Annotated in this window: 13 protein-coding genes; 6 read left to right on the top strand and 7 right to left on the bottom strand. The window is 68.1% G+C overall.

Annotated elements, in window-relative coordinates:
• Positions 1–38 precede the first annotated feature (38 nt).
• A complete protein-coding gene (locus Q344_RS24150; RefSeq protein ID WP_036539318.1) occupies positions 39–704 on the bottom strand; it encodes a DUF938 domain-containing protein in 666 nt (221 codons plus the stop codon).
• A gap of 253 nt (positions 705–957) precedes the next feature.
• Complete coding sequence (locus Q344_RS0115590; RefSeq protein ID WP_028287566.1) at positions 958–1,671, bottom strand: GntR family transcriptional regulator; 714 nt, start codon at positions 1,669–1,671, stop codon at positions 958–960.
• Positions 1,672–1,797: 126 nt separating this feature from the next.
• On the opposite strand from Q344_RS0115590, the gene Q344_RS0115585 reads away from it, so the two are divergent.
• The 6 genes from Q344_RS0115585 (at position 1,798) to Q344_RS0115560 (ending at position 8,594) form a co-directional block, all read left to right on the top strand.
• On the top strand, positions 1,798–2,568 hold the full coding sequence (locus Q344_RS0115585; RefSeq protein ID WP_028287565.1) for a class II aldolase/adducin family protein: 771 nt from the start codon (positions 1,798–1,800) through the stop codon (positions 2,566–2,568).
• A gap of 71 nt (positions 2,569–2,639) precedes the next feature.
• The gene (locus Q344_RS0115580) at positions 2,640–4,187 is read left to right on the top strand and encodes an ABC transporter substrate-binding protein (protein ID WP_028287564.1); all 1,548 of its coding nucleotides are present in this window, start codon (positions 2,640–2,642) and stop codon (positions 4,185–4,187) included.
• 78 nt (positions 4,188–4,265) lie between these two features.
• Positions 4,266–5,243: an ABC transporter permease gene (locus Q344_RS0115575; RefSeq protein WP_028287563.1), complete on the top strand. Its 978-nt coding sequence runs from the start codon at positions 4,266–4,268 to the stop codon at positions 5,241–5,243.
• Between the two features lie 2 nt (positions 5,244–5,245).
• Positions 5,246–6,079, top strand: a complete 834-nt coding sequence (locus tag Q344_RS0115570; RefSeq protein WP_188781516.1) for an ABC transporter permease — start codon at positions 5,246–5,248, stop codon at positions 6,077–6,079.
• A complete protein-coding gene (locus tag Q344_RS0115565) occupies positions 6,076–7,698 on the top strand; it encodes an ABC transporter ATP-binding protein (RefSeq protein WP_028287561.1) in 1,623 nt (540 codons plus the stop codon). The genes Q344_RS0115570 and Q344_RS0115565 overlap by 4 nt, the downstream gene beginning before the upstream one ends.
• Positions 7,695–8,594, top strand: a complete 900-nt coding sequence (locus Q344_RS0115560; RefSeq protein ID WP_028287560.1) for a 2-hydroxyacid dehydrogenase — start codon at positions 7,695–7,697, stop codon at positions 8,592–8,594. The genes Q344_RS0115565 and Q344_RS0115560 overlap by 4 nt, the downstream gene beginning before the upstream one ends.
• A 21-nt stretch (positions 8,595–8,615) precedes the next feature.
• Here Q344_RS0115560 and Q344_RS0115555 read toward each other — a convergent pair whose 3' ends face one another.
• From Q344_RS0115555 to xylF, 5 genes are all read right to left on the bottom strand, one after another.
• Complete coding sequence (locus tag Q344_RS0115555; protein WP_028287559.1) at positions 8,616–9,599, bottom strand: MBL fold metallo-hydrolase; 984 nt, start codon at positions 9,597–9,599, stop codon at positions 8,616–8,618.
• Between the two features lie 25 nt (positions 9,600–9,624).
• Positions 9,625–11,016 carry a M20 family metallopeptidase gene (locus tag Q344_RS0115550; protein WP_028287558.1) on the bottom strand — a complete coding sequence of 464 codons (1,392 nt, stop codon included), beginning with the start codon at positions 11,014–11,016 and terminating at the stop codon, positions 9,625–9,627.
• Positions 11,017–11,070: 54 nt separating this feature from the next.
• On the bottom strand, positions 11,071–11,853 hold the full coding sequence (locus Q344_RS0115545) for an ATP-binding cassette domain-containing protein (protein WP_028287557.1): 783 nt from the start codon (positions 11,851–11,853) through the stop codon (positions 11,071–11,073).
• Positions 11,853–13,151 carry a sugar ABC transporter permease gene (locus Q344_RS0115540; protein ID WP_028287556.1) on the bottom strand — a complete coding sequence of 433 codons (1,299 nt, stop codon included), beginning with the start codon at positions 13,149–13,151 and terminating at the stop codon, positions 11,853–11,855. The genes Q344_RS0115545 and Q344_RS0115540 overlap by 1 nt, the downstream gene beginning before the upstream one ends.
• Positions 13,152–13,231: 80 nt before the next feature.
• Complete coding sequence (xylF, locus tag Q344_RS0115535; RefSeq protein WP_028287555.1) at positions 13,232–14,260, bottom strand: D-xylose ABC transporter substrate-binding protein; 1,029 nt, start codon at positions 14,258–14,260, stop codon at positions 13,232–13,234.
• Positions 14,261–14,405 lie beyond the last annotated feature (145 nt).

Below are 14,405 nucleotides of genomic sequence, written 5' to 3'. Positions count from 1 at the left end.
CGCCACGGCCCGAAGCCCGCAGCCGGGTCCCCGCTGCTTCAGGGCTGACGATAGACAAGCAGACGGTTGTCGGCCGGCATTTCCCGACCGGGCTCGACGATCAATCCGCGCGCCGAGGCCGTCGCATCCACCGCCTCGCGATCGCGCAGGCCCCAGTCCGGATTGCGCATGCGCAGATCGGCATCGAAAGCGGCATTCCCGGGTCCGGTGAAACCGCCTGCCTCGTTGAAGGGGCCGTAGATCACCAGGACCCCGCCAGCCTTGAGGCGCGCGGCAGCGCCTTCGACAAGTCCGAGCGACGCCGTCCATGGCGAAATATGGGTGAGGTTGGCGACGAAGACGGCATCCACCTGCACCCCGGGCCATGGCGGCCGGGCTGCGTCGATGAGCACCGGCGACGGGACACGGTCGCAGAGATCCGGGCAGAGTTCCCGCCACCGTTCGATGGCGGAGAGACCCTCGGCCGTCGCCTCGCTCGGCATCCACGTCAGCTGCGGCAGGGATCGCGCCATCCACAGGGCGTGCTCGCCCGACCCCGAGGCGATTTCCAGCACGGTGCAAGACCGGACAGGGAGGAGGTCCTCGAGCGCCCGGCGGATCGGTTCCCGGTTGCGCGCGGTCGAAGGTGCGTGCCCAAGCCCGGGACATGCTTTCGCGGTCGCCGCGGGATCAGAGAGAGGGTCCTGGGGAACGGAAAGGGACATCGTGACGCTCTCTTTGTCTGTTTGTCCGTGTCTTGCAACCTTCGCCGCATCGGGCGCGGCAAACTCCGCGACCGGCCGGTCGCCACGGCCCGCATCACCATAGGCTGCATTCCGGCTGCGGTTTCGTCCACATTATCGAACCACGTGCGTGGTGAGTGCTGCAAGAAACGTCATTGACCGGTTTCGTGACGCTCCTGGTCGTCTCCCTGCCGCGCCCCGGCCGACACGCGTTCCCGTCAGCCCGCCCCATGCATCACGTGCCGCGGGCGCCCTGTTCCTCCAGGTCGCGCAGCTTGCGGGTCACCATGGTCTGGGCGACGACGATGTGGAAGCGGAGCGCCTCGACCGCGGCGGCCTCGTCCCCGGCGCGCAGGGCGTCGAGGATGGGGATGTGCGTCTCGGCGATGCGGTGCGGGTCGTCGTAGAGCTGGCCGATGATCATGATGGAGAACTCGGTCTCGGTGGCGATCTGGTCGAAGACGGCAAGCAGCTTCGGGTTGCCCGAGGCGGCGACGAGCAGCCGGTGGAACTGCATGTCGGCCTGGACCTGGGTCAGCGTGTCCGAGCTCGGCCCCGCCTCGGCGATGCGGTAGAGCTCGTCGATCTGGGCGGCCAGCTGGTCGACGGCGGTGCCGGGGCCGTTGCGGATCAGCCGGCGCATGGCGGCGGATTCGATCACCAGCCGCAATTCGTAGAGATCGTCCAGCGTATCCGCCGAGAGCTGGCGGACGAAGAAGCCCCGGTTCGGCGCATAGGTGAGCAGGCCCGAGCTTTCGAGCAGGCGGGCGGCCTCGCGCACCGGGGCGCGGCTGGTGCCGAGCTGCCGGGCGACCACCGATTCGGACACCCTTTCGCCCGGGGCGAGCTGCCCGGTGATGATCGCCCGGCTGATCAGATCCGCCACGCGGTCGACCAGCCCCTCGCGGGCGAGCGGAGAAAAGCCCGATTTCCGGGTGTCCTGGTTCATGCGGCCTGCCATGAGTGAGTGTTCAGGAGGCAGGATAATCGTCGATTGATTTATTGTCGACAATATCCTTGACCCGACCAGCACCGATGTTCTTAGCTGAATGCAGACCGGAAAAAGGACCTTCCCATGCACGACGGCACGACGGCTCCCGGGATCTCAGAGCTGCGGCGCGACCTTGCGGCCGCCTATCGCCTGATCGCCCTGGAAGGGATGGACGACAGCATCTACACCCATATCTCCGCGCGTCTGCCGGACGGGCCGGGCGGTCAGAAGCAGTTCCTGCTCAACCCCTACGGCCTGCGGTTCGACGAGGTCACGGCCAGTAACCTCGTCACCGTGGACGAGACCGGCGCCGTGCTCGACGACCCCTACGGCGCGGGCGTGAACGCGGCCGGGTTCACCATCCATTCGGCCGTCCACATGGCGCGGCACGACGCGGTCTGCGTGCTGCACACGCACACGGTCGCCGGGGTGGCGGTCTCGTCGGTGCAGGAGGGTGTGCTGCCGCTCAACCAGTGGTCCGCACAATTCTTCGGCCGGGTGGCGTTCCACGATTACGAGGGGATCGCGCTCGACCTCGACGAACGCGCGCGGATCGTGGCGGACCTCGGCGATCGCTTCGTGATGATGCTGCGCAATCACGGCACGCTTCTGCTGGGCCGCTCGGTGGCCGAGGCGATGAAGCTCGCGCTCAACCTCGAACGCTCGTGCAAGGCACAGATCGCGGCGCTCGGCATGGGGCTGACGCCCGTCGTGCTGTCGGACGAGGTCGCCGAGCACACGGCGCGCCAGTACCAGTCCGCCTATGACGGCGTGGAGAATGGCAACAAGCCCGATCCGGAATGGGCGGCGATGCTGCGCCGGCTGGACCGGGCCGCGCCCGACTACAAGGATTAAGACCGAAGAACCGCTCGAACGTCCCCGGACAAACCGGGGCAACCAGCCAAACAAGAACCAACAGGGAAAACATGAGACATCTCAAAGCGACAACGTTCCTGATCGCCGCCGCTCTGGCCGCGCCCGCACTGGCGCAGCAGGAGGGCGGCCGGCTCGACATCGTGGTGCAGCCCGAACCGCCGGGGCTGATGCTGGGTCTGGTCCAGAACGGGCCGACGCAGCTCGTCTCGGGCGACATCTACGAGGGGCTGCTGCGCTACAACACCGACCTTGAACCGCAGCCCGGCCTCGCCGAAAGCTGGGAGATCAGCGAAGACGGCCTGACCTACACCTTCAAGCTGCACGACGGCGTGACCTGGCATGACGGAGAGCCGTTCACCTCGGCCGACGTGGTCTTCTCGGCCGATGTCTTCCTGCGCGAGACCCATGCGCGCCTGCGCTCCTCGCTTGCCTATGTGGACAGCATCGAGGCGCCGGACGACAGGACGGTGGTCTTCAACCTGAAAGAGCCCTTCGGCCCCTTCATCAACGCCTTCGAGGTCGGCACCATGCCGATCGTGCCCAAGCACATCTATGAAGGCACCGATTACGCCACCAACGAGATGAACGCGACGCCGATCGGCACCGGGCCCTTCAAGTTCGACGAATGGGTCAAGGGCAGCCACATCCACCTCGTGAAGAACGAGGATTACTACATCGACGGCCTGCCCCATCTCGACGAGATCTTCTATCGCGTCATCCCCGACGCCGCCGCCCGCGCGGTGGCCTTCGAGACGGGCGAGGTCGACGTCCTGCCCGGCGGCTCGGTCGAGAACTGGGACGTGCCGCGGCTGACCGAGATGGACGGCGTCTGCTCGACCGGCAAGGGCTGGGAGTTCTTCGCCCCGCACGCCTGGATGTGGCTGAACAACCGCGAAGGTCCGACCGCGGATCAGAAGTTCCGGCAGGCGATCATGTACGCGCTCGACCGGGAGTTCGTGAAGGACGTGGTCTGGAACGGCTTCGGCACGGTCGCGACCGGCCCGATCTCGTCCAAGACGAACTTCTACTCGGACGACGTGACGATCTACGACCACAACCCGGAGAAGGCCAAGGCGCTGCTCGAGGAGATGGGCTATGACGGAGAACCCGTCCGCGTCCTTCCCCTGCCCTACGGCGAGACGTGGCAACGCTGGGCCGAGGCCGTGCGCCAGAACCTCTCCGAGGTCGGCATCAACGTCGAGATCGACTCCACCGACGTCGCCGGCTGGAACGAGAAGACGTCCCAGTGGGATTACGACATGGCCTTCACGTATCTCTACCAATACGGCGACCCGGCGCTTGGCGTGTCGCGTAACTACGTGGCGAGCCAGATCAGCAAGGGCAGCCCCTGGAACAACGTCGAGGGCTACGAGAACCCGGAGCTCGACGAGAAATGGGAAGCCGCGGCCACCATGGTGAAACCCGAGGATCGTGAAGCGGCCTATGCCGAGATCCAGAAGGAGATCGTGGACGACGTGCCGGTGGCCTGGCTGCTGGAGCTGGAATTCCCGACGATCTACCGCTGCGAGGTCAAGAACCTCGTCACCACGGCGATCGGGGTGAACGACGGTCCGCGCGACGCCTGGATCGAAGAGTAAGCCCGCCCGGGCCGGCCGTGCCTCGCGCCGCCGGCCCGGCGCTTTCCCCTTTCCGCACCCACAGCTCCCCGGAGGCGCATGCAGGTTCTCACCGCCATTGTCGGCCGTCTGGTGAAGGCGTTCCTGACGCTTCTGGCCATCGCAATCCTGAACTTCTTCCTCCTGCACGCCGCGCCGGGTGACCCGGCCGTGGTGCTGGCAGGCGAGGCGGGCGCCGCCGACGAGCAGATGATCGAGCAGCTGCGCGAACGCTTCGGGCTCGACCAGCCGCTCTATGTCCAGCTCGGCAAGTATGTCTGGGGCATTCTCCAGTTCGACCTCGGCTATTCCTTCCGGCAGGGCGCGCCGGTCTCGGAACTGATCGCCGACCGTCTGCCCGCGACGCTTCTGCTGACGATGACCGCCTTCGGCATCTCGCTGGTCTGCGGCATCGCGGTCGGCGTCGCCGCGGCGGCGCGGGTCGGCAAGCCCTCGGACACGATCCTGACGACGCTGGCGCTGCTCTTCTATGCCACGCCGCTCTACTGGCTGGCGCTGATGGCGGTGCTGGTGTTCTCGGTCTGGCTCGGCTGGCTGCCCGGCTTCGGCTACGAGACGGTGGGCGCCAATTACACCGGGCTCGAACGGATGCTCGACATCCTGAAGCACCTGATCCTGCCTGCCCTGACCCTCGGGCTCTTCTTCATGTCGGTCTACATGCGGATGACCCGCGCCTCGATGCTCGAGGTCAGCCAGCTCGACTTCGTGAAGACCGCCAAGGCCAAGGGCCTTTCGGGTCCCGCGATCCGCCGCCGCCACATCCTGCGCAACGCGATCCTGCCGGTGGTGACGCTGGCGGGGCTCCAGGCGGGGCAGCTCGTCGGCGGCGCGGTGCTGACCGAGACCGTCTTTGCCTGGCCCGGCATCGGGCGGCTGATGTTCGAAAGCCTTGCGGCGCGGGATTACAACACCATCCTCGGCGTCTTCATCGTCTCTGCGGCCATGGTGATCTTCTTCAACATCGTGACAGACCTCGTCTACCGGATCGTCGATCCCCGTATCGGAGCGACAGCCTGACCATGTGGAAACGCTTCTTCTCGAACATCGGGGCCCTGATCGGCGTCGCGATCCTCGTCACCGTGATCGCCGTCGCGCTGCTTGCGCCCGTGATCTATCCGCAGGGGCCGTGGCAGATGGTGCAGCGCCCGTTCCTGCCGCCCTTCACCGTCGACGGCCTGCCGCTCGGCACCGACACGCTGGGCCGCGACGTGGCCGCGCAGCTGGCCTACGGCGCGCGGGTCTCGCTCCTCGTCGGGCTCGTCTCGACCATCGTGGCGCTCTTGATCGGCGTGCCGCTCGGCGCGGCGGCCGGGTTCTACGGCAACATGGTCGACGAGGGGGCGATGCGCTTCACCGAGTTCTTCCAGACCATCCCGAACTTCGCCCTGGCCATCGTGCTGGTGGCGATCTTCCAGCCGTCACTTGCCTCGATCACGCTGGCCATCGCCATCGTCTCCTGGCCCCCGGTCGCGCGCCTTGTCCGGGCCGAGGTCATGTCGGTCCGCAAGCGCGAATTCGTCGACGCGGCCCGGGTCGCAGGCCTCACCCCGCGCCGCATCCTCATCGCGCAGGTGCTGCCCAACACCGTCTCGCCGATCATCGTCATGGCCTCGCTGATGGTGGCGACCGCGATCCTGCTGGAAAGCTCGCTCTCGTTCCTTGGCCTGGGCGACCCGAACGCGATGTCCTGGGGCTACATGATCGGCGCGGCGCGGACCGTCATCCGCTCGGCCTGGTGGCTGAGCTTCATTCCGGGGGTGGCCATCGTCGTGACGGTGCTGGCACTCAACCTCATCGGCGAAGGGCTGAACGATGCGCTGAACCCGCATCTGGCCAGGAAGGCCCGGGCATGAGCGATCCCGTCCTCTCCGTCGAAGACCTCACCATCGGCCTGCCCGAGGGCGCCGACCGCGCCCATGCGGTCGAGGATGTCAGCCTCGCCCTCGCGAAGGGAGAGATCCTCTGCGTCGTGGGCGAATCCGGGTCGGGCAAGTCGATGACCGCCAACGCGCTCATGGGGCTGCTGCCGCCGGGCGTCACCGTCCGGACAGGCCGCGCCATGTTCGAGGGGCGGGACATCCTCTCGCTGCCGGAGCCGCAGAAACAGGCGATGCGCGGCGAGCGGATCGCGATGATCTTCCAGGAGCCGATGACGGCCCTGAACCCCCTGATGCGGATCGGCGAGCAGATCGCCGAGGTCTATGCCGCCCACGACCGCTATTCGACGTCGGAACGGAAGAAGCGCGCGCTCGACCTGATCCGCGAGGTCGGCCTGCCCGACCCCGAAAAGATCGTCCGCGCCTATCCGTTCCAGCTGTCCGGCGGCCAGCGGCAGCGCGCGATGATCGCGATGGCGCTGGCGCTGGAGCCGACGATCCTGATCGCGGACGAGCCGACGACGGCGCTCGACGTGACCACGCAGGCCCAGATCCTGCGGCTGATCCTCGACCTGCGCGACCGGCACGGGATGGCGGTGATGTTCATCACCCATGATTTCGGCGTCGTGGCCGAGATCGCCGACCAGGTCATCGTGATGCGCGAGGGCCAGATCGTCGAACGCGGGGCGGCCGCCACCGTGCTGGGCGCGCCGGAACATCCGTATACCCGACGCCTGCTCGACGCGATCCCGACCGGCAGGCTGCCCGAGGCGCGCCAGCTCGGCACGGTCCCCGCGCTCGAGATCAAGGACCTGCGCAAGGTCTACCGGACCGGCGGCGGCTTCTTCAAACCGGTGCGCGAGGTGCGCGCGGTCGATGACGTCTCGCTGACCGTCGCACGCGGCGAGGTGCTGGGGCTCGTCGGCGAATCCGGCTCCGGCAAGTCCACCCTCGGGCGGGCCGCGGTGCGGCTGATCACGCCCGACGCCGGGCAGGTCCTCGTCGGCGGCACCGACATCGCCGCGCTGTCCGAAGAGGAACTCCGCAAGGAGCGCCACAAGGTCCAGATGGTCTTCCAGGACCCCTATGCCTCGCTCAACCCGCGCCAGCGGATCATCGGCGCGATCACCGACGGGCCGATCACCCGCGGCGTCCCGCGGAAAGAGGCCGAAGCCCGCGCCCGCGAGCTGCTCGAGATCGTCGGCCTCGGCGCCGATGCCGCGACCCGGTTCCCGCACGAATTCTCGGGCGGGCAGCGCCAGCGGATCGGCATCGCCCGCGCATTGGCGATGGACCCCGAGCTGATCGTCGCGGACGAGGCGGTCTCGGCGCTCGACGTCTCGATCCAGGCGCAGGTGCTGGACCTGCTGCGCGACCTGCGGCAACGGATGGAGCTCTCGATCCTCTTCATCACCCACGACCTGCGCGTCGCGGCCCAGCTCTGCGACCGGATCGCCGTCATGCAGAAGGGCAAGCTGGTCGAGATCGGCACGGTCCACGAGATCTTCCAGTCGCCGCAGAAGGAGTACACCCGCCAGCTTCTGGCCGCGGTGCCCGGCGCCGAATGGAACCGCGAGGGGTCGCTCACCGCATGATCGGCGTGGCGACCTGTTCGCGGCTCGACATCATGGAGCTGTTCGGTCCGGTCTTCGCCCGGATCGCGCCCGGCATCGAGCTGCGGCCGCCGGGCGGGGTGACCCGGCCGGAGGAGGTGGATTTCGTCCTGACCTTCCTGCCCGACGCCGAGGCGTTCCGGCCCTATCCCGCGCTGCGGGCGATCTTCTCGGTCGGCGCCGGAACCGACGCGATCCTCGCCTGCCCCTCCCGGCCCGACGGCGTGCCGGTCTTCCGGGTCGAGGAGCCGGACCAGGCACAGCAGATGGCAGGCTTCGCGGCCTTCCACGTGCTCTGGCATCATCGCGGCATGGCGCATTACGTCGCCTGCCAGCGCAAGGCGCATTGGCAGCGCAACTTGGGCGGTTTCACGCCCCGCGCCCGGCGCATCGGCATCCTCGGGATGGGGCACATGGGACAGGGCATCGCCCGCGGGCTGCTGGCGCTCGGCTATCCGGTGGCGGGCTACGCCCGGCGCCCGCCCGCGGCGCCGATCGAGGGGGTGGCCTATTTCGCGGAAGCCGCGCGCGACGACTTCCTCGCCCGGACGGATATCCTGATCAACGTCCTGCCGTTGACGCCCGAGACGGAGGGGCTGATCGACGCGGCTTTCCTGGCGAAACTGCCCGCCGGCGCCGCGCTGATCCACCTCGGGCGCGGGGGCCATCTGGACGAGGACGCGCTCCTGTCGGCGCTCGAGAGCGGGCATCTGTCGGGTGCCTCGCTCGACGTCTTCCGGACCGAACCGCTGCCGCGCGACCATCCGTTCTGGTCGCACCCCCGCATCCTCGTCACGCCCCATGTGGCGAGCGTGCCCGAGTTCGAGGACGTGGCCCGCTCCGTGCGCGACCGTCTGGAGACCTTGCCGGAGCGCTGATCCCGGCCGGCCGCCGCCCCGTCACTCCGCGCCGTCGTGAACCTCGCCCGGTGCGAAGGCCACGAAGCGATGCGCAGGGATCCCGGCCGCCTCCCGCGCGGCCGCCAGCAGCTCGCGCGGTTCCTCCCGCGGCTCGTCGGTCAGTTGGAAGGTCCCCCAGTGGAAGCCGAGCGCCTGCCGCGCGCCGATGTCGTGGAAGATCTGCACCGCCTCCTCCGGGGCCGCGTGCTGGGCCGACATGAACCAGCGCGGCTCGTAGGCGCCGATCGGGATCAGCGCGATGTCGGGTGCGCCGTGCCGCGCGCGGATGTCCCGGAAGACCGCGCCGTCGCCATAGCCCGTGTCGCCCGCGAACCAGATGGCCCCCTGCGGCGCCTCGATCCAGTGCCCGCACCAGAGCGCCATGCGCCGGTCCCGAACCCCGCGCGAGGACCAGTGGTTGGCGGGCGTCAGCGTGACCGAGACCCGTTCGGACAGGGCGATGCGCTGATGCCAGTCCCCGGTCTCGATCGCTGCATCGCGCAGGTGCCGGCGGACAGTGGCGTCCGTTCCGAGCGGCATCACCATACGGGGCCGGTGAGCCGCCTGCAGACGGCGCAGCGTCGCGATGTCGAGGTGGTCGTAGTGGTTGTGGCTCAGCAGCACCGCGTCGATCCGCGGCAGGTCGTCGAAGGCGATGCCGGGCGCGGTCACCCGTTTCGGCCCGGCGAAGGACAGCGGGCTTGCCCGGTCGGACCAGACGGGATCGGTCAGCAGGTTCAGCCCGTCGACCTGGATCAGGACGCTGGCATGGCCGACCATGGTCAGGCGCGGGTTTGCGCTCTGCGCAGGGGGGACGGCGGGGGTGATCGGGACCGTCTTCGGCCAGGCGGCACGCTGTCCCGACCGCTGCCAGCGCAGGAGGTCCGAGAACGACCTGTCCGTCCCCGGCTGGCCCGGGGAATGGAAGCGCGTGCCGTCGAAATGGTCGCTGACCGGACCGGAATAGTAGCGGTTCCGTGGCATGGTCCGATGCACCCCTGCCATGGCGTCAGGCCGGTCCGCCGGTCTCGCCGAGGTCCCAGAAGAGCCCCGCCATGATCCGCAGCGCGTCGCGGCAGACCGGCTTCAGCACGTGCTCGTTCGGGGCATGCTGCGAACAGCCGCGATAGGAATGGGGCACCCAGATCGTCGGCAGGCCCAGGATGTCGGTGAAACTGTCGTTGGGCAGCGAGCCCGCGAGGTTCGGCACGACGTGGAGCGGCCCGCCGCTCGTCCGCCGGATCGAATTTCCGACGAACGTGACCCAGGGATGGTCCGGATCGAGCCGGGTCGCCGGGAAGAAGCCCCGGTCATGCGGCCTGATCTGGACCCTCTCGAACCCCGCGGCATCGAGGTGGCGGCGCAGCGCCGGCACGATCTCCTGCGGATCGGTGCCCACCACGTAGCGCAGCTGGCAGGTCGCCCGCGCCCAGCCCGAGATCGCGTTGACCGGCGCATCCGGCACGCCCGAGACCATGGCGAGCACGGCGAAGCTGTTCCAGCCGAAGACGCGCTCGGCGGGCGTCAGGCTTTCCTCGCCCCAGTCGGGGTCCACCTCGGGCCCTTCGCCGCCCGCGACGGGCAGGTCCTTCAGCGCCTCGCGGATCGAGTTCGTGAGGCTCGTCGGGCGCCATTCCGGCACCTTGATCTGGCCGCGGCGGTCGGTGATCTCGGCCAGCGCATGGGCCAGGATTATCGCCGGGTCGGCCAGCAGCCCGCCCCAGTTGCCGGAATGATGCGCGCCCTCGTGGGTCTCGACGACAAGGTCGAACGTGGTCCCGCCCCGTGTCCCCATGAAGATCGTCGGCACCTCGGGCTGCAGCCGCGGCCCGTCCGAGGCGATCAGAACGTCGGCCCCGAGCCGGTCCTTCTGCGCATGGAAGAGCGCGTTGAGGCCGGAGGAGCCGACCTCCTCGCTCATCTCCAGCACGATCTTCACGTTGAACCCGAGGGTGCCGCGCGCGTCCAGCACCGCCTCGAGCGCGGCAAGGTTGATGAGGTGCTGGCCCTTGTTGTCGGCCGCGCCACGGCCGTAGAGCCGCTCGCCCTCCTCGATCAGCCGCCAGGGCTCCAGCCCCTCGCGCCACATGCCTTCCTGCCCGCGCACTGTGTCGCCGTGGCCGTAGGTGAGGATGGTGGGCAGCCCCTCCGCCTCGATCCGTTCGCCCAGCAGGAACGGACCGCCGCGGGGGTCGGTGTTCTCGATGATCTCGCAGGTGAAGCCCAGCCGTTCCAGACGCGGGCGCATGGCCTCTTCGAGATACCGCCGCATCTCGGCGGCGGCTTCCGGGGCGGGGTTCTGGCTCTCGGTGCGGTAGGTCACGAGATCGCCGAGGTCCGCCTGGAAGCGGCCCCCGTCGAAATAGTCACTCACGCGGGAAATGGCGGCGTCGCGGGTCATGGTACCTCCTGTCGTCGGAGGCACCTTTCCGGCCCGCGCGCGGCTTGTCCAGCCTCAGGCCGCCGCGTGTTCCGGCTTCTTGCCGAGGATGATCATCGAGAGCAGATCGTCATCGCTCACATCCTCGATATTCACCGTTCCGACCAGCTCGCCGTTCTTCATGACCGAGGCCCGGTCGCAGAGCTCCATCACCGCGTGGACATCGTGGTCGATCAGGAAGATGCCGATCCCCTGCGCCTTGAGCTGCTGGATCAGCTCGGCCACCATCTGCGTCTCGTGCGGGCCGAGCGCGGCGGTCGGCTCGTCCATGATCAGGATGCGGGCGTTGAAATAGACCGCGCGGGCGATGGCGACGGATTGCCGCTGACCGCCGGACAGGGCCGAGACCGGCTCGTTGAACTTCCGGAAGTTCGGGTTCAGCTTGCCCATGATCTTGCGGCACTCGGCCTCCATCGCGGCGTCGTTCACCAGTCCGAAGGGCGTCACCATCTCGCGCCCGAGGAAGAGGTTCGCGGTGGCGTCGAGGTTGTCGGCCAGCGCGAGCGTCTGGTAGATCGTCTCGATGTTCAGCGCGCGCGCGTCGCGGGGGCTGGTGATCTCGACCTTTTCGCCGTCCACCCGGATCTCGCCGCTGTCCATCTTGTAGGCGCCCGAGAGCACCTTGATCAGCGTCGATTTCCCGGCGCCGTTGTGGCCCAGCAGGCCCACGACCTCGCCGGGGTAGAGATCGACCGAGACGTGGTCGACCGCCTTCACGCCGCCGAAGGCGATGGAGATGTCCTTCATCTCGACCAGCGGGGTCGCGCCCTCGGCGCGCAGTTCCTTCGCGCTCTTCATCACTTCGCTCCCAGCCGTTTGCGGTAGACGATGTCGATCCAGACCGCGAGCACGAGCACCGAGCCCACGACGATGTTCTGCAGCGGCGCATCGACGCCCACCATCGCCATCCCCGATTGCAGCGACTGCATGATGAGCGCGCCGAGGATCGCCCCGTAGATCGTCCCGAACCCGCCCGAAAGCGCGGTACCCCCGATGACCGCCGCCGCGATGACCCGCAACTCGTCCAGCGTGCCGATGTCGTTCGAATGGTTCGCCAGCCGGGCCGAGGCGACGACCGCCGAGAGGGCGCAGAGGAAGCCCATGATCGCGAAGACCTTCACGGTCAGCCAGCGGGTGTTGATGCCCGACAATTCGGCGGCGTCCGGATTGCCGCCGGTGGCGAAGATGTAGCGCCCCAGCCGGGTGCGGCGGGCGATGATCGTCATGACCACCGCGACCGCGATCAGGATCAGGACCGAGATCGGCAGCCCGTAGCCCGAAGTGTAACCCTCGGGCATCGTCTCGCCGCGCAGCTCGAACATGCGCTCGAGGCGGCGGGAGGGAATCTCGTAGGCGTTCAGCACCGCGATGAAGCCCAGGATCGCGACGCAGATCAGCACCGCCATCACCGCCTCGGCCCAGGCCGGTTTCACCGGGAAGCCGTGCTGCACCTTCGACCGGCGCGCCGAGAGCAGCGCCATCACGCCGAGCACCGCGGCGACGATGCCGAAGACCCAGCTCCAGAAGGTGCCGAGCGTGCCGTTGGTGCCACCGAACATCATGAAGGTGCTGTCGAGCGGGCCGATCGTCTGGCCGCTGGTCAGATACCACGCCACGTTCCGCCAGACGAGGAAGCCGCCGAGCGTCACGATGAAGGCGGGGATCGTCAGATAGCCCACCATCCAGCCCTGGAAGGCGCCGATCAGCGTGCCGGTCGCGAGCCCCACGACGAGGGTGATCGCCCAGGTCGCCGGGTGGTTCAGCCCCAGCCCCAGCATGTTCGGCAGGATCTCGGTCTGGGTCATCGCCATCACCGCCGAACAGGTCGCGAGCAGCGCGCCGACGCTCAGGTCGATGTGCCGCGTGACGATCACGAAGACCATCCCCGTCGCCATGATCGCGACCGACACGGTCTGGATCGTCAGGTTGAAGATGTTGCGCGAAGTCAGGAATCGGCCATCGGTGACGATGTTGAAGCCGATGCAGAGGATGGCGAAGGCGCCGATCATGCCCAACAGCCGCATGTCCAGCTCGAGCTGCTGGAACAGGTTACGCTTCGGCTGTTCGGGGATCGGCTGAGACGCGGTTTCGGTCATGTCCGAACTCCAGGTTCAGCGGGTCTTTGCTCGTCCGGTGCCCCCAGTCTAGCAGGGGACACCGGAATTTCAAAATACGCTCAGTTGCAGGGGGCCGGGCCGTCGGTGACGCCCTGGCAGAGATCCTCTTTCGAGATCCAGCCGGCGTCGACGACGATGGCGAGGTTGTCCTTGGTCACGGGCACCGGCTCGAGGAACTTCGACCACATCGTGGTGCCACCCGGAGAGGTCCATTCCTGCGCGCCCTCGATGGCCGACATCTCGGTCCCGCCGGCCAGCTCGACGGCGATCTCGCCCGCGGCCTTGCCGAGGTCCCGCGCGTCCTTCCAGACCGAAACCGTCTGCGTGCCCTTGGCCACCCGGTTCAGCGCGGCGTGGTCGCCGTCCTGGCCCGAGACCGGGATCCCGTCCATGCCCTGCGCGGTCAGCGCCGCCACGGCGCCGCCGGCGGTGCCGTCGTTCGAGGCGACGACCGCGTCGACCTGGTTGTCCTCCGCGGTCAGGATCTGCTCCATGTTCCGTTGCGCGTTGGCAGGCAGCCAGCCGTCGGTGTAGGCCTCGCCCACGATGGTGATCTTGCCGCTGTCGATCGCCTCCTGCAGGACCTCCTGCTGGCCACCGCGCAGGAAGTCCGCGTTCGGATCGGTCGGCGAGCCCTTGATCATCACGTAATTGCCCTCGGGCGCAGCCTCAAGCACGGCGCGGGCCTGCATCCGGCCGACCTCGACGTTGTCGAAGGTGAGGTAGAAGGCGCGCTCGTCCTCGATCAGGCGGTCATAGGCGACGACCGGGATGCCCTCGTCGGCGGCGGCCTGCACGGCCGGGCCGATCGCCTGCGCGTCCTGCGCGAGGATGATCAGCGCGTCGACGCCCTGGGCGATCAGGCTCTCGATGTCCGACAGCTGCTTGGCCGAGGACGATTGCGCATCGGCCGAGACATAGGCCGCGCCGCCTGCGTCCAGGGCGCTCTTGATGGCGGCCTCGTCCGTCTTCCAGCGCTCTTCCTGGAAGTTCGACCAGCTCACGCCGACGGTCAGGTCCTGTGCCAGCGCCGCGCCCGCCGTGATGGCCATGGCGGCAATGACAGAGATTCCACCTAGAATTTTCATGACACTCCTCCCTTGGATTCAGGGCGCGTGTTTCCTCCCGGCCCCGGTCACCCTTTCTCTAACAAGATTTTTTTTGAGTTTCAAATTAAATCGCGTATTGTGACGCGAGGACGCGCCCGGCCCGGCTCCACCGGACCGGATACGG

The organism is Pseudooceanicola nanhaiensis DSM 18065 (assembly GCF_000688295.1).
GTDB lineage: Bacteria > Pseudomonadota > Alphaproteobacteria > Rhodobacterales > Rhodobacteraceae > Pseudooceanicola > Pseudooceanicola nanhaiensis.
Note: the sequence above shows the minus strand (reverse complement) of the source record. Positions and strands in the feature narration are given on the sequence as shown.

Coding starts and splice junctions, on each gene's coding strand:
- Q344_RS24150 (WP_036539318.1), bottom strand. CDS start 704: ATGTCCCTTTCCGTTCCCCAGGACCCTCTCTCTGATCCCGCGGCGACC.
- Q344_RS0115590 (WP_028287566.1), bottom strand. CDS start 1,671: ATGAACCAGGACACCCGGAAATCGGGCTTTTCTCCGCTCGCCCGCGAG.
- Q344_RS0115585 (WP_028287565.1), top strand. CDS start 1,798: ATGCACGACGGCACGACGGCTCCCGGGATCTCAGAGCTGCGGCGCGAC.
- Q344_RS0115580 (WP_028287564.1), top strand. CDS start 2,640: ATGAGACATCTCAAAGCGACAACGTTCCTGATCGCCGCCGCTCTGGCC.
- Q344_RS0115575 (WP_028287563.1), top strand. CDS start 4,266: ATGCAGGTTCTCACCGCCATTGTCGGCCGTCTGGTGAAGGCGTTCCTG.
- Q344_RS0115570 (WP_188781516.1), top strand. CDS start 5,246: ATGTGGAAACGCTTCTTCTCGAACATCGGGGCCCTGATCGGCGTCGCG.
- Q344_RS0115565 (WP_028287561.1), top strand. CDS start 6,076: ATGAGCGATCCCGTCCTCTCCGTCGAAGACCTCACCATCGGCCTGCCC.
- Q344_RS0115560 (WP_028287560.1), top strand. CDS start 7,695: ATGATCGGCGTGGCGACCTGTTCGCGGCTCGACATCATGGAGCTGTTC.
- Q344_RS0115555 (WP_028287559.1), bottom strand. CDS start 9,599: ATGCCACGGAACCGCTACTATTCCGGTCCGGTCAGCGACCATTTCGAC.
- Q344_RS0115550 (WP_028287558.1), bottom strand. CDS start 11,016: ATGACCCGCGACGCCGCCATTTCCCGCGTGAGTGACTATTTCGACGGG.
- Q344_RS0115545 (WP_028287557.1), bottom strand. CDS start 11,853: ATGAAGAGCGCGAAGGAACTGCGCGCCGAGGGCGCGACCCCGCTGGTC.
- Q344_RS0115540 (WP_028287556.1), bottom strand. CDS start 13,151: ATGACCGAAACCGCGTCTCAGCCGATCCCCGAACAGCCGAAGCGTAAC.
- xylF (WP_028287555.1), bottom strand. CDS start 14,260: ATGAAAATTCTAGGTGGAATCTCTGTCATTGCCGCCATGGCCATCACG.